This is a genomic window from Actinomadura sp. NPDC048032 (genome assembly GCF_040653175.1).
Classification (GTDB): domain Bacteria; phylum Actinomycetota; class Actinomycetes; order Streptosporangiales; family Streptosporangiaceae; genus Spirillospora; species Spirillospora verrucosospora.
This window is the reverse complement of sequence record NZ_JBEZJP010000041.1, coordinates 19,851-32,303: the sequence shown is the minus strand read 5'-3', so window position 1 is coordinate 32,303 and position 12,453 is coordinate 19,851. Positions and strand designations below refer to the sequence as shown.

Here is a 12,453-nt window from a genome sequence, read left to right as displayed (position 1 = left end):
GACGCTGTCCGGCGGGCTGACCTACTCGGCGCCGACGGGTGACGAGCAGCTCGTCTCAACGCTGGCGCGAAAGTGGAAGCTCAACGTGAACCCGGCGATCCGCCGGGTGGCGGCGACGCCGTCCAGGCGGGGCATGCGGACGTCCATGAGCACCACGTCGGGCCGCAGCTCCTCGGCCAGCTCCACGGCCCGCGCCCCGTCGGCGGCCTCGCCGACCACCCGCACGTCCGGCGCGGCCCCGAGGATCAGCACCAGCCCCGCCCGCACCGCCGCCTGGTCGTCGGCGACCAGCACGTCGATCACGCCGTCCCGGCCGGCGCTCACGCCGCCCCGCCCAGCGAGTCGAGGGGCAGCTCGGCGTGCACCCGCCAGCGGCCGCCGTCCGGCCCGGCGGCGAACCTCCCGGCCAGCATCACGGCGCGCTCGCGCATCCCGACCAGCCCGCTGCCGGTGCCGGGCAGCCGGGAGCCGTCCCGGCCGAGCGGGCTCAGCACGTCGATCACCACGTGGCCGCCCGTGTACTCCACCCGCACGTCGGCGCGCCCCGACCCGGCGTGCTTCAGCGCGTTCGTCAGCGACTCCTGGACGATCCGGTAGGCGGCCAGCTCCACCGCCGCCGGCAGCTCCGGCGGCTCCCCGGCGACCTCCAGCCGCGCCGACAGGTCGGACCGCGCGGTGTGCCGGACGAGCCGGTCGAGCTCCGCCAGCCGCGGCCGGGCCGCCGGATCCGCGCCGTCGCCCTCGCGCAGCAGCCCGATCATCCGCCGCATCTCGGCGAGCCCCTGGACGCTGTTCTCCCGGATGACCTCCATCGCCCGGTCCACCCCCTCCCGGTCCAGGCCCCGCACCTTCAGCACGGCCGAGGAGTGCAGCGCCACCGCGCTCAGATGGTTGGCGATCACGTCGTGCAGCTCGCGGGCCATCCGGGCGCGCTCGGCGGTCACGGCGGCCCGCCGGTCCAGCTCGGCCAGCCGCGCCACCTGCTCGGCGCGCTCCCGCTCGGCCTCGGCCCGCGCCCGCTCGGCCTCGGCGCGGGACCGGTGCTCGCGCACCGCCATCGCGGTCAGCACCGGCGTCACCCACACCACCCCGGCGACCGACGCGCCGAGCACGCCGACCGCGACGCCGCGCACCGCCGCCGCCGCGGCGACCGCCACCGCCGCGCTCCCCGCGAGCGTCGCCCCGAGCAGCCACTCCGCCGTCCGGCGCCGGCCGTACAGGCTCGCCGCGTACAGCGCGTCCCCGTAGATCATCGCGGTGGCGAGGCTCGGCCCGAACGCGACGTCGGCGACGTTGAACGGCGTCGCCAGGAGCAGGCCCGTGAGCGGGGCCGTCCGCCGCAGGAGCATCGTCGCGCACAGCCCGACCAGCGGGACGAGGCGCAGCCGGAACGAAGGGTCCCAGCCGTCGGACCACACGGTGTGCCCGTGCGCCGCCAGCACCACCAGGCCGCCCGCGAGCGCGGCGGCGGCCAGCAGCGCGTCCTGGCGGGTGGTGAGACGTCGGAGCCTGTGCACGGGTCCATCTCAGCATCCCGCCCGGGGTGTCTCGTCCGTCCGGGTGAGGAGCGCGCGTACATCCTTCGGACGACCCGCGGAACCTCATCGCAGACGACGATTCGCCCTCGCCCCGGGGCGGACGATGGGAATCCCGGCCGTCGAGAAGGGATTCCACGTGCTGCTAGCGGTGATCGCCGGATGCGAGATCGGCTTCTGGGTGCTCCTCGCCGCGGGCCTCCTCGCCCGCTACGCGCTGCGCCTGCGCCGCACCGGAGCGGTGCTCCTGCTGAGCGTCCCGCTGGTGGATCTGGTTCTGCTGGCCGCCACGGCGGTCGACCTGCGCGGCGGCGCGACCGCCGGCGGCGCCCACGGGCTGTCGGCCGCCTACCTCGGCTACTCGGTCGCGTTCGGCCACAGTATGGTCCGGTGGGCGGACGAGCGCTTCGCCCACCGCTTCGCCGGCGGCCCGCCGCCCACCCGCGGTCCGAGGTACGGGGCGGCGCGGGTCCGCCACGAGTGGCGCGAGTTCGGCAAGGCCGCGCTCGCCACGGCCATCGCCTGCGCCCTGCTCCTGGCGATGATCGCCCTGGTCGGCGACGCCGACCGCACGCGGGCCCTGGACGCCTGGCTGGGCCGCCTCGGGTTCGTCCTGGCGGTCTGGGCCCTGTGGCCCGTCACGACCACCCTCTGGCCGCCCAGGCCGCGGGACGGCGCCGCCCGGGACGCGTGAGGCCGCGTCCCGGGCGGGACGCGGCCTCAGGGCGCGGCGCGGGTCAGACGTTGAAGCCGAGGGCGCGGAGCTGGTCGCGGCCCTCGTCGGTGATCTTGTCGGGGCCCCACGGCGGGAGCCAGACCCAGTTGATCTTGACGTCCTTGGCCAGGCCCTCCAGCGCGCTGTGGGCCTGGTCCTCGATCACGTCGGTGAGCGGGCAGGCGGCGCTGGTGAGCGTCATGTCCAGGGTCGCGACCTCGTCGGTCAGGTCGACGCCGTACACCAGGCCGAGGTCGACCACGTTGATGCCGAGCTCGGGGTCGACGACGTCCTTGAGGGCCTCCAGGATCTCCTCCTCCTGGGGGGAGGCGGCGGTCGCGGGAGCCTCGGCGTCGGGCGCCTCCTGGGCGGGCGTGTCGGTCGCGGGCGTGTCGGTCATGATGCCTCTCCGAGTGCGCGGGCGGTCGCGTCCTTCCACGCCATCCAGGCGAGCAGGGCGCATTTGATCCGGGCGGGGTACTTCGAGACCCCGGCGAAGGCGACGGCGTCCTCCAGGACGTCCTCGTCGGGCGCGACGTCCTGGCCGCGGGACTGCATCAGCGCCAGGAACTCCTCGCCGACCGCCATCCCCTCCTTGACGGACTTGCCGATCAGCAGGTCGGACATCACCGATGCGCTGGCCTGGCTGATCGAGCAGCCCATGGCGTCGTAGGACACGTCGGCGACCGTGGCGTCCTGACCCTCGCCCTCCAGGTGGACGCGCAGCGTCACCTCGTCGCCGCACGTGGGGTTGACGTGGTGCGCCTCCCCCTCGAACGGCTCCCGCAGCCCCTTGTGCAGGGGGTTGCGGTAGTGGTCCAGGATGACCTCCTGGTACATCGCCTCCAGCTGCATGGCGTCCTTTCCAAGCCTTTCTCGCTACAACCCGGGCGTGGCAGGGCGTGTTCCTCAGGCGGTGCCGAAGAACTTCTGCGCCTGCCTTACCCCGTCGGCGAGCGCGTCCACGTCGCCGAGGGTGTTGTAGAGGTAGAACGTCGCGCGGGTGGTCGCCGGGATGCCGAAGCGGCGGCAGATCGGCCACGCGCAGTGGTGGCCGACGCGGACCTCGACGCCCAGCTCGTCCAGGACCTGCCCGACGTCGTGCGGGTGGATGCCGTCGACGGTGAACGAGACGGCGCCGCCGCGGGCCTCGGTGGTGCCGGGGCCGATGACGCGGACGCCGGAGATCTCGCCGAGCCGCTCCAGCGAGTAGCCGACCAGGGCCTCCTCGTGGGCGTGCACGCGGTCCATGCCGAGATCGGCGAGGTAGTCGCAGGCCACGCCCAGCCCGACCGCCTGCGCGGTCATCGGCACGCCCGCCTCGAACCGCTGCGGCGGCGGCATGAACGTGGTCTCCTCCATGTGGACGACCTCGATCATGGAGCCGCCGGTGATGAACGGCGGCATGGCCGCGAGCAGCTCGCCGCGCCCCCACAGCACGCCGATGCCGGTCGGGCCGAGCATCTTGTGCCCGGAGAACACCAGGAAGTCGGCGCCGAGCCGGGCCACGTCCACGGGCTGGTGCGGCACCGACTGCGCGGCGTCCAGCAGGACGAGCGCGCCGACGGCGTGGGCGCGCTCCACGATCCGCTCGATCGGCGGAACGGTCCCGAGGACGTTCGACTGGTGCGTCAGCGCGACGATCTTCGTGCGCTCGTTGACGATGCCGTCGAGGTCGTCCAGGTCGAGGCGGCCCTCGTCGGTGATGCCGAACCAGCGCAGGGTCGCGCCCGTCCGCCGGCACAGCTGCTGCCACGGGACGAGGTTGGCGTGGTGCTCCATCTCCGAGACCACGATCTCGTCGCCGGGGCCGACGGCGAACCGCTCGGCCTCCGGGCCGGCGGTGGCCGCGTTGCTCATCGCGTAGGCGACCAGATTGATGCCCTCGGTGGCGTTCTTCGTGAACACGATCTCGGAGGGCGCGGCGCCGACGAACCTGGCGATCGAGGCGCGGGCGTTCTCGTAGGCCTCCGTCGCCTCCTCGGCGAGCAGGTGGGCCCCGCGGTGCGGCGCCGCGTTGTGCCGCTCGTAGAACTCCCGCTCGGCGTCCAGCACCCGGAGGGGCTTCTGCGACGTCGCCCCCGAGTCGAGGTACACCAGCGGGCGCCCGCCGCGGACCGTGCGCTGCAGCAGCGGGAAGTCCTTCTTCAGCTCCTCGGGCAGAAGGCTCCCTGTTCCGCTCATAGGGACGCGCCCGCCTTCACGTACTTCTCGTAGCCCTCGTTCTCCAGCTCGTCGGCCAGCTCGGGCCCGCCCTCGGCGACGACGCGGCCGGCGGCGAACACGTGCACGAAGTCGGGCTTCACGTAGCGCAGGATGCGCGTGTAGTGCGTGATGAGCAGGACGCCGGTGTCGCCGGAGGCGAACCGGTTGACGCCCTCGGAGACGACCTTCAGAGCGTCGACGTCGAGGCCGGAGTCGGTCTCGTCCAGCACGGCGACCTTCGGCTTCAGCATCTCCAGCTGGAGGATCTCGTGCCGCTTCTTCTCGCCGCCGGAGAAGCCCTCGTTCAGGCTGCGCTGCGCGAACGCCGGGTCGATGGACAGGGCGTCCATCGCGGCCTTCATCTCCTTGGAGAACTCGCGCAGCTTCGGGGCCTCGCCGCGCACGGCGGTGACGGCCGAGCGCAGGAAGTTGGACACCGAGACGCCGGGCACCTCGACCGGGTACTGCATCGCCAGGAACAGCCCGGCGCGGGCGCGCTCGTCGACCGACATGGCCAGGACGTCCTCGCCGTCGAGCGTGACGGAGCCGGACGTCACCTCGTACTTCGGGTGGCCGGCGACCGCGTAGGCCAGGGTGGACTTGCCGGAGCCGTTCGGCCCCATGATGGCGTGGGTCTCGCCGGCCTTCACGGTCAGGTCGACCCCGCGCAGGATCTCCTTCGCGCCGTCGGAGCCGTCGCCGACGGAGACGTGGAGGTCGCGGATCTCAAGCGTGGCCATAGTGCGTGTAGTCCTTCGTCGTGCGGTCAGTCGTCGCCGGCGAGCGAGACGTAGACCTCGCCGTCCTCGACCCTGACCTTGTAGGTGGCGACCGGCTGCGTGGCCGGCGGGTTGGTGGGCTTGCCGCTGCGCAGGTCGAAGCAGGATCCGTGCAGCCAGCACTCGATGGTGCCGTTGTAGACCTCGCCCTCGGAGAGCGAGACCTCGGCGTGCGAGCAGATGTCGTTCAGAGCGAACACGTCGGCACCGCTCCGCGCGACGACGACGGGCGTGCCGTCGACCTCGACGCCGAGCGCGCCGTCGGCGGGGACCTCGTCCAGCGCGCACACCTTCACGTAGGTCACCTGGCCGCTCCCCGGTCCAGTTCCGCCTCGATCGCCTCGCGCACCTTCTCGCGCACCTCGGCGACCTCGATGCGTTCCACGAGCTGGCCGAGGAACCCCCGGACCACCATGCGGCGCGCATCGTCGAAGGAGATGCCCCGCGCCTGGAGGTAGAACAGGTGCTCGTCGTCCAGCCGGCCGGAAGCCGAGGCGTGCCCCGCGCCGGCGACCTCGCCGGTGAGGATCTCCAGGTTCGGCACGGAGTCGACCCGCGTCCCGTCGGTGAGGACGAGGTTGCGGTTCAGCTCGTAGGTGTCGGTGCCCTCCGCCTCCGCGCGGATGATCACGTCGCCGATCCAGACGGCGTGCGCGTCCCGGTCCTGCAGGGCGCCGCGGTAGTCGACGCGGCTGCGGCAGTGCGGGACGGCGTGGTCGACCAGGAGGCGGTGCTCCAGGTGCTGGCCGCCGTCGACGAAGTACACCCCGTACAGCTCCGCGTCGCCGCCGGGCCCCTCGTAGGCGACGGACGGGGAGATCCGCACCACGTCGCCGCCGAGCGAGACGTTGTGCGAGAGGAACCGGGCGTCGCGGCCGAGCCGGGCGTGCTGGTGGGAGACGTGGACGCCGTCGTCGGCCCAGTCCTGGAGGCTGATCACCGACAGCCGGGCGCCGTCGCCGACGACGAACTCGACGTTGTCGGCGTAGGTCGCCGACCCCCGGTGCGCCAGCACGACGGTGGCCTCGGCGAACGGCTCCAGGACGATCGTGATGTGCCCGTAGGCGGCGGCCGAGGCGTCCTCGCCGCGCAGCCGCAGCACGGTCGGCACGGAGGCCGCGGTCTCCTTCGGGACGGTCACGACCGTGGCCTGGGCGAAGGAGGTCCACGCCTGGGCGCTGACCCGGTCGGTGGGGACGTAGGCCCTGCCGAGGCGCTCGTCGTCGCGGCCGACCGTCTCGACGGTCACCTCCGGCGCCGCCTCGACCTCCACCAGGACCTTGCCGCCCTCCTCGGCCGTGCCGTTGTGCAGGCCGCGCAGGCGGCGCAGCGGGGTGAACCGCCACTCCTCCTCGCGCCCCGTGGGCACGTCGAAGTCGGCGACGTCGTAGGACGCCTTCTCGTGCAGCGTCGAGAGAGGCTTCTGCTCGAGCCCCATCAGCCGACGGCTCCTTCCATCTGCAGCTCGATGAGCCGGTTCAGCTCCAGGGCGTACTCCATCGGCAGCTCGCGCGCGATCGGCTCGACGAAGCCGCGCACGATCATCGCCATCGCCTCGTCCTCGGTGAGGCCGCGGCTCATCAGGTAGAACAGCTGCTGCTCGGACACCTTGGAGACGGTCGCCTCGTGGCCCATCTCCACGTCGTCCTCGCGGACGTCGACGTAGGGGTAGGTGTCGGACCGGCTGATCTGGTCGACCAGCAGCGCGTCGCACTTGACCGTGGACTTGCTGTGCTCGGCGCCCTCCTGGATCTGCACCAGCCCGCGGTAGGACGTGCGGCCTCCGCCGCGCGCCACCGACTTGGAGATGATGCTGCTGGAGGTGTTCGGCGCGGCGTGCACCATCTTCGCGCCGGCGTCCTGGTGCTGGTCCTCGCCCGCGAAGGCGATCGACAGGGTCTCGCCCTTGGCGTGCTCGCCGAGCAGGTAGATCGCCGGGTACTTCATGGTGACCTTGGAGCCGATGTTGCCGTCGACCCACTCCATGGTGGCGCCCTCGTAGGCGACGGCGCGCTTGGTCACCAGGTTGTAGACGTTGTTGGACCAGTTCTGGATCGTCGTGTAGCGGACGCGGGCGTCCTTCTTCACGACGATCTCCACGACGGCCGAGTGCAGCGAGTCGGACTTGTAGATCGGAGCGGTGCAGCCCTCGACGTAGTGCACGTAGGAGCCCTCGTCCGCGATGATCAGCGTCCGCTCGAACTGGCCCATGTTCTCGGTGTTGATCCGGAAGTAGGCCTGGAGCGGGATCTCCACGTGCACGCCCGGCGGGACGTAGATGAACGAGCCGCCCGACCACACGGCGGTGTTGAGCGCGGCGAACTTGTTGTCGCCGACCGGGATCACCGAGCCGAAGTACTCCTGGAAGATCTCCGGGTGCTCGCGCAGGCCGGTGTCGGTGTCGACGAAGATGACACCCTTCTCCTCAAGGTCCTCGCGGATCTTGTGGTAGACGACCTCCGACTCGTACTGGGCGGCGACGCCGGCGATGAGGCGCTGCTTCTCCGCCTCGGGGATGCCGAGCTTGTCGTAGGTGTTCTTGATGTCCTCGGGAAGCTCCTCCCAGGACGTGGCCTGCTGCTCGGTCGAGCGCACGAAGTACTTGATGTTCTCGAAGTCGATGCCCGTCAGGTCCGAGCCCCAGGTGGGCATCGGCTTCTTGCGGAACAGCCGCAGCCCCTTGAGGCGCAGGTCGAGCATCCACTCAGGCTCGTTCTTCTTGGCCGAGATGTCGCGGACGACGTCCTCGTTCAGACCGCGCCGCGCCGAGGCGCCGGCGGCGTCCGAGTCGGCCCAGCCGAACTTGTACCTGTCGAGCCCTTCGAGCTCCGGGTGGGCTGCCGTAGTCATAGGGAGGTCCCTCCGGACTCCTCGTCACTGGTCAGATGCGTGCCGGCGGACGCCCCCGCGTCCGCCGTGTCCCCGCCAGGGGCGGCGTGCGCGGCGCGGGCGCCGCCCTCGCCGGTGTCGCCGGTCCCGCAGAGCGAGCGGGAACTGACGTGGGTGGTGCAGATGCCGTCGCCGTGCGCGATCGTGGCGAGCCGCTGCACGGGAGTGCCCAGCAGCCGGCTGAACGCCTCGGTCTCGGCCTCGCACAGCTGCGGGAACTCCGCGGCGACGTGCGCGACCGGGCAGTGGTGCTGGCACAACTGCTCGCCGCCGCCCGGCTGGGGCGCCTTGGCGGCGGCGGCCGCGTAGCCGTCCCCCGACAGGGCCTCGGCGAGCGTGCGGACCCGCTGGTGGGGCGGCGCGTCCTGCACGACGGGCCGGTACCGGCGCTCCAGGTCGGCGATCTGCCGCCGGGCGAACTCGGCGACCGCGTGGTCGCCGGCCGTCTCGGCGAGGAACCGCAGAGCGCTGGTGGCCAGGTCGTCGTAGGCGTGCACGAAGGCGCTGCGCCCGGCGTCGGTGATGGCGAACCACTTGGCCGGACGGCCCCGGCCGCGCCGGGACTGCGGCACCCGCGCCTGGCGAATCTCGATCATGCCCTCGGCCAGCAGCGCGTCCAGGTGCCGCCGGATCGCCGCCGGCGTGAGGCCGACGCGCTCCCCCAGCGTGGACGCGGTGACCGGGCCGTGTTCGAGGATCAGCCTGGCCACCCGGGCGCGGGTGTCGCGCTCGGGCTGGCCGGACGGCACGCCTACGGGGCGCACGGCGGCGCCCCCGGTGCTCGTCTGATCCTCGCCCACGTTTTTCACAACATCAGTGTGCCGTAATTACTTCCCGCGAAACACCGGAACGCCGATGTCGTAGCTCACGCAGGTAAGCCTTACCTAAGTCTGGTCGTCCTCGCTGGAGGTGGCCTCGCCCCCGCCCGCGCCGATCCCGCGCGGCAGCACCAGCACCGGGCACGGCGCGGCCCGCACGATCTTGCCGGAGCCCTCCCCGAGGAACACCTTGCGCAGCGGTCCGTGGCGGCCGGGCAGGCAGGCGACGATCTCCCCCGGCAGCATATCGACGGCGCCGAGCGTGGCGGCGACCCCGGTCCCGACCTCCGCGAGCCGCTCCACCGGCATCCCGTCCCCCAGGCGCGCCCCGAGCAGGCCCGCGGCCTCCCGCAGGTCCTCGTCGGCCTGGGCGACCTGGCGGTCCAGCGCGCCGCCGACGCCGCCGAACCTGGCCGCGACGGCGGCCGGGCGCAGCACCAGCGTCAGCAGCCGCATCGGCAGCCCCAGCTTCCGCGCGAGCGCCGCGGCGGCCAGCAGCGGGCCCTCGACGTCGCGGCGCGGCCAGAACGCCACGGTCATCCGCTCCAGCCGCCGCGCCGCGCGGTCGGGCCCCAGCGCCCGGTGGTGGCGCAGCGACTCTTCGGCGTACCCGCGCGGCGCCAGCAGCACCGGGACGGGCGAGTCGTGCAGGAGCTGGTCGGCGGTACTGCCGATGGCGATCCGGCCGCGGCGGCCGCCCGGCGCCGAGCCGATGACCACGAGGTCGGCGCCCACTTCCCGGGCGACCTCGATGAGGCCGCGCCCGCTGCCCCGGTGCGCGCGCACTCGCAGGTCGAGGTCCGGCCGCGGCACCTGGAGCTCGGCGAGCCGCGCGGCGGCCCGGCCCAGCGCCTCCTCCGACTGGTGCCTGAGGTAGGCGACCCATTCGGCGTCCACCGAGGCGGGGCCGTGCGCGGGCCAGGCGGGCGGATGGACGTTGGCGACCGTCAGCGGCGCGAGCCGCCTCGACCGGTCCGCCGACCGGATCAGCGCGGCCAGGACGAGGGCGTCGTCGCCGCGCTCGTCGGGCGAGTACCCGACCACCACGCGCAGCCCGTCCGGCTCGCCTCCGCCGGAATCGACGCCGTCCGGTTCCATGCCTTTCGGTTCACTCATGCGGGCTCCCTCCGATGGGCCCTCCGTTCCCGGCGGCCAGGCGCGAGTGGCGCCGGCCGTACAGGAAGTAGCCGGCCAGGCCGACGGCGGTCCAGATCGCGAAGACGGTCCAGGTGACGCCGCCGAGGCCGACCATCAGATACACGCACAGGGCGACGCCGGCCAGCGGCGTCACCGGGTACAGCGGCGCGCGGAAGCTGCGCGGCAGCTCCGGCCGGGTCCGGCGCAGGACGATCACGCCGACGCTGACCAGGGCGAACGCGAACAGCGTCCCGATGCTGGTGGCGTCGACGAGCCGGCCGAGGGGGATCACCGCGGCGAGGACCGCGATGAACCCCGCCACGATGACGGTGTTGGCGACCGGGACGCGCCGCCGCGGGCTCACCTTCTGGAAGACGTGCGGGACGAGCCCGTCGCGCGACATCGCGAACAGGATGCGGGTCTGCCCGTACATGACGGTGAGCACGACGCTCGCGATGGCGATCACGGCGCCGAGGGACAGGACCACCGACGGCCACGTCCGCCCGCTCACCGAGTTCAGGACCTGCGCCAGGGAGGCCTCCGAGCCGCTGAGCGAGAACCGCGTCCAGTGCATGGCGCCGACCGCCGCGAGCCCGACCAGCACGTAGAGCGCCGTCACGACGGCCAGCGAGAGGATGATCGCCAGGGGCAGGTCGCGGCGCGGGTTCCTGGCCTCCTCCCCGGCGGTGGAGGCGGCGTCGAAGCCGATGTAGGAGAAGAACACCTTGGAGCCCGCCGCGCTGATGCCCGCCCATCCCATCGGCGCGAACGGGGACATGTTGCCCGACCGGAACGCCGTGAAGGCGATCGCGCAGAAGAACAGCAGCACGCCGATCTTGAGGAAGACCATGACCGTGTTCGCGGCGGCGCTCTCGGAGGTGCCGCGCAGCAGCAGCGCCGTGGCGAACAGCACCACGATCACCGCGGGGACGTTGACGAGGCCGCCCTCCCCCGGCGGGTTGCTGATCTGCGCCGGGATCGTGAAGCCCGCGGCGCCGTCGAGGAAGGCGTTGAGGTAGGAGCCCCAGCCGACCGCCACGGCCGACACCGACACGGCGTACTCCAGCAGCAGGCACCAGCCGCAGACCCAGGCGACGAGCTCGCCCAGCGTCGCGTACGCGTAGGAGTAGGACGAGCCGGAGACGGGGATCGTCCCGGCCAGCTCGGCGTACGACAGCGCAGAGAACAGGGCGGTGACGGCGGCGAGGACGAACGACAGCACGACCGCGGGCCCGGCCAGCGGGACCGCCTCGCCGAGGACGACGAAGATGCCGGTGCCGAGGGTCGCGCCGACGCTGAACAGGGTGAGCTGCAGCAGGCTCATCGTGCGCCTCAGCTCGCCGCCCTCGCCGTGCCCGCCCTCGGCGACGATCAGGTCGACGGGCTTGGTCCGCAGCAGGCTCCGCGCGAAGGTCTGCGGCGCGGTCCCGGCGCTCACAGCGTGCTCGCCAGCGGCCACGTGGCGTTGGGAGTGACGATCGTCCCCGCGGTCCCCTCCAGGATGCGCTCGCACTGGTCGAGCGTCCCGATCGCGGCCATGTCGCCCGTCCGCTCGACGAAGCTCACCGCGGCCTCGACCTTCGGGCCCATCGACCCGGCGGGGAAGTCCTCGCCGCGCAGCTCGTACGGCGTCGTGTGGGCGATCTCCTGCGCGTCCGGCGTGCCGAAGCCGCGCATCACGCGGGGCACGTCGGTGAGGATGAGCAGCGCGTCGGCGTCCATGCTCTCGGCGAGGACGGCCGCGGTGAGGTCCTTGTCGACCACCGCCTCGACGCCCTCCAGGCGCCCCACGTCGTTGCGGAAGACCGGGATGCCGCCGCCGCCCGCGCACACCACCACCGTGCCGAGCCGGACCAGCTCCCTGATCAGCCGCGTCTCGATCACCCGCTGCGGCCGCGGGGAGGGCACCACGCGGCGCCAGCGGTCCCCGTCGGGCCGGACGGTCCAGCCGTACTCGGCGGCGAGCTTCTCGGCCTCCTCCCGCTCGTAGACCTGGCCGACGAACTTGGTGGGGTTCTCGAACGCCGGGTCCACCGCCGACACCAGCGTCTGGTTGATCATCGCCATCACCTGGCGGCCGGGCAGCGCGTTCTGCAGCGACTGGAGCATCCAGTAGCCGATCATGCCCTGGGTCTCGGCGCCGATCGTGTCCAGCGGGTAGGGCCGGGTCAGGTTCGGGTCGTTGACGCTCTCCAGCGCCAGCACCCCCACCTGCGGCCCGTTCCCGTGCGTGATGATCAGCTCGTGCCGCTCGGCCAGCGGCGCCAGCGACCGCACGGCCCGGTCGACGTTGCCGCGCTGGAGCTCGGCGTCGGGCGTCTCCCCCCGCTTGACCAGCGCGTTCCCTCCGAGCGCGACGACCACGCGCATGCGTC

Annotated in this window: 13 protein-coding genes and 1 pseudogene; 1 reads left to right on the top strand and 13 read right to left on the bottom strand. The window is 72.8% G+C overall.

Annotated features, from left to right (window positions below; all coding sequences use genetic code 11):
* Positions 1 to 90 precede the first annotated feature (90 nt).
* Positions 91 to 303: pseudogene (locus tag AB0C69_RS08735) on the bottom strand (response regulator); the annotation flags it as partial.
* 17 nt (positions 304 to 320) lie between these two features.
* Positions 321 to 1,517, bottom strand: coding sequence for a histidine kinase (locus AB0C69_RS08730; protein ID WP_360351519.1), 1,197 nt, complete (start codon positions 1,515 to 1,517; stop codon positions 321 to 323).
* Between the two features lie 157 nt (positions 1,518 to 1,674).
* On the opposite strand from AB0C69_RS08730, the gene AB0C69_RS08725 reads away from it, so the two are divergent.
* On the top strand, positions 1,675 to 2,229 hold the full coding sequence (locus AB0C69_RS08725; RefSeq protein WP_360351516.1) for a hypothetical protein: 555 nt from the start codon (positions 1,675 to 1,677) through the stop codon (positions 2,227 to 2,229).
* Positions 2,230 to 2,272: 43 nt separating this feature from the next.
* On the opposite strand, the gene AB0C69_RS08720 is transcribed toward AB0C69_RS08725, so the two are convergent.
* The 11 genes from AB0C69_RS08720 to arcC all read right to left on the bottom strand — a co-directional run bounded on the left by AB0C69_RS08720 (position 2,273) and on the right by arcC (position 12,448).
* Positions 2,273 to 2,650 (bottom strand): metal-sulfur cluster assembly factor, encoded by a 378-nt coding sequence (locus AB0C69_RS08720; protein WP_345181073.1) that lies wholly within the window; start codon positions 2,648 to 2,650, stop codon positions 2,273 to 2,275.
* On the bottom strand, positions 2,647 to 3,105 hold the full coding sequence (gene sufU / locus AB0C69_RS08715) for a Fe-S cluster assembly sulfur transfer protein SufU (protein ID WP_345181070.1): 459 nt from the start codon (positions 3,103 to 3,105) through the stop codon (positions 2,647 to 2,649). Before sufU ends, AB0C69_RS08720 begins: the two co-directional genes overlap by 4 nt.
* A gap of 54 nt (positions 3,106 to 3,159) precedes the next feature.
* Positions 3,160 to 4,434 carry a cysteine desulfurase gene (locus AB0C69_RS08710; protein WP_345181067.1) on the bottom strand — a complete coding sequence of 425 codons (1,275 nt, stop codon included), beginning with the start codon at positions 4,432 to 4,434 and terminating at the stop codon, positions 3,160 to 3,162.
* Positions 4,431 to 5,195 carry a Fe-S cluster assembly ATPase SufC gene (gene sufC / locus AB0C69_RS08705; RefSeq protein WP_179835235.1) on the bottom strand — a complete coding sequence of 255 codons (765 nt, stop codon included), beginning with the start codon at positions 5,193 to 5,195 and terminating at the stop codon, positions 4,431 to 4,433. The genes AB0C69_RS08710 and sufC overlap by 4 nt, the downstream gene beginning before the upstream one ends.
* 26 nt (positions 5,196 to 5,221) lie before the next feature.
* Entirely contained in the window at positions 5,222 to 5,539 is a 318-nt protein-coding gene (locus AB0C69_RS08700) for a non-heme iron oxygenase ferredoxin subunit (RefSeq protein WP_345181060.1), read from the bottom strand.
* On the bottom strand, positions 5,536 to 6,672 hold the full coding sequence (gene sufD / locus AB0C69_RS08695; RefSeq protein WP_353833767.1) for a Fe-S cluster assembly protein SufD: 1,137 nt from the start codon (positions 6,670 to 6,672) through the stop codon (positions 5,536 to 5,538). The genes AB0C69_RS08700 and sufD overlap by 4 nt, the downstream gene beginning before the upstream one ends.
* Positions 6,672 to 8,084, bottom strand: a complete 1,413-nt coding sequence (gene sufB, locus AB0C69_RS08690) for a Fe-S cluster assembly protein SufB (protein ID WP_345181055.1) — start codon at positions 8,082 to 8,084, stop codon at positions 6,672 to 6,674. The genes sufD and sufB overlap by 1 nt, the downstream gene beginning before the upstream one ends.
* A complete protein-coding gene (locus tag AB0C69_RS08685; RefSeq protein ID WP_360351528.1) occupies positions 8,081 to 8,887 on the bottom strand; it encodes a metalloregulator ArsR/SmtB family transcription factor in 807 nt (268 codons plus the stop codon). Before AB0C69_RS08685 ends, sufB begins: the two co-directional genes overlap by 4 nt.
* Positions 8,888 to 9,007: 120 nt before the next feature.
* Complete coding sequence (locus AB0C69_RS08680; RefSeq protein WP_360351508.1) at positions 9,008 to 10,057, bottom strand: universal stress protein; 1,050 nt, start codon at positions 10,055 to 10,057, stop codon at positions 9,008 to 9,010.
* Positions 10,050 to 11,516, bottom strand: a complete 1,467-nt coding sequence (locus AB0C69_RS08675) for an amino acid permease (protein WP_345181050.1) — start codon at positions 11,514 to 11,516, stop codon at positions 10,050 to 10,052. The genes AB0C69_RS08680 and AB0C69_RS08675 overlap by 8 nt, the downstream gene beginning before the upstream one ends.
* Complete coding sequence (gene arcC, locus AB0C69_RS08670) at positions 11,513 to 12,448, bottom strand: carbamate kinase (RefSeq protein ID WP_345181048.1); 936 nt, start codon at positions 12,446 to 12,448, stop codon at positions 11,513 to 11,515. Before arcC ends, AB0C69_RS08675 begins: the two co-directional genes overlap by 4 nt.
* Positions 12,449 to 12,453 lie beyond the last annotated feature (5 nt).

Coding starts and splice junctions, on each gene's coding strand:
- sufU (WP_345181070.1), bottom strand. CDS start 3,105: ATGCAGCTGGAGGCGATGTACCAGGAGGTCATCCTGGACCACTACCGC.
- arcC (WP_345181048.1), bottom strand. CDS start 12,448: ATGCGCGTGGTCGTCGCGCTCGGAGGGAACGCGCTGGTCAAGCGGGGG.
- AB0C69_RS08680 (WP_360351508.1), bottom strand. CDS start 10,057: ATGAGTGAACCGAAAGGCATGGAACCGGACGGCGTCGATTCCGGCGGA.
- AB0C69_RS08720 (WP_345181073.1), bottom strand. CDS start 2,650: ATGACCGACACGCCCGCGACCGACACGCCCGCCCAGGAGGCGCCCGAC.
- sufC (WP_179835235.1), bottom strand. CDS start 5,195: ATGGCCACGCTTGAGATCCGCGACCTCCACGTCTCCGTCGGCGACGGC.
- AB0C69_RS08710 (WP_345181067.1), bottom strand. CDS start 4,434: ATGAGCGGAACAGGGAGCCTTCTGCCCGAGGAGCTGAAGAAGGACTTC.
- sufB (WP_345181055.1), bottom strand. CDS start 8,084: ATGACTACGGCAGCCCACCCGGAGCTCGAAGGGCTCGACAGGTACAAG.
- sufD (WP_353833767.1), bottom strand. CDS start 6,672: ATGGGGCTCGAGCAGAAGCCTCTCTCGACGCTGCACGAGAAGGCGTCC.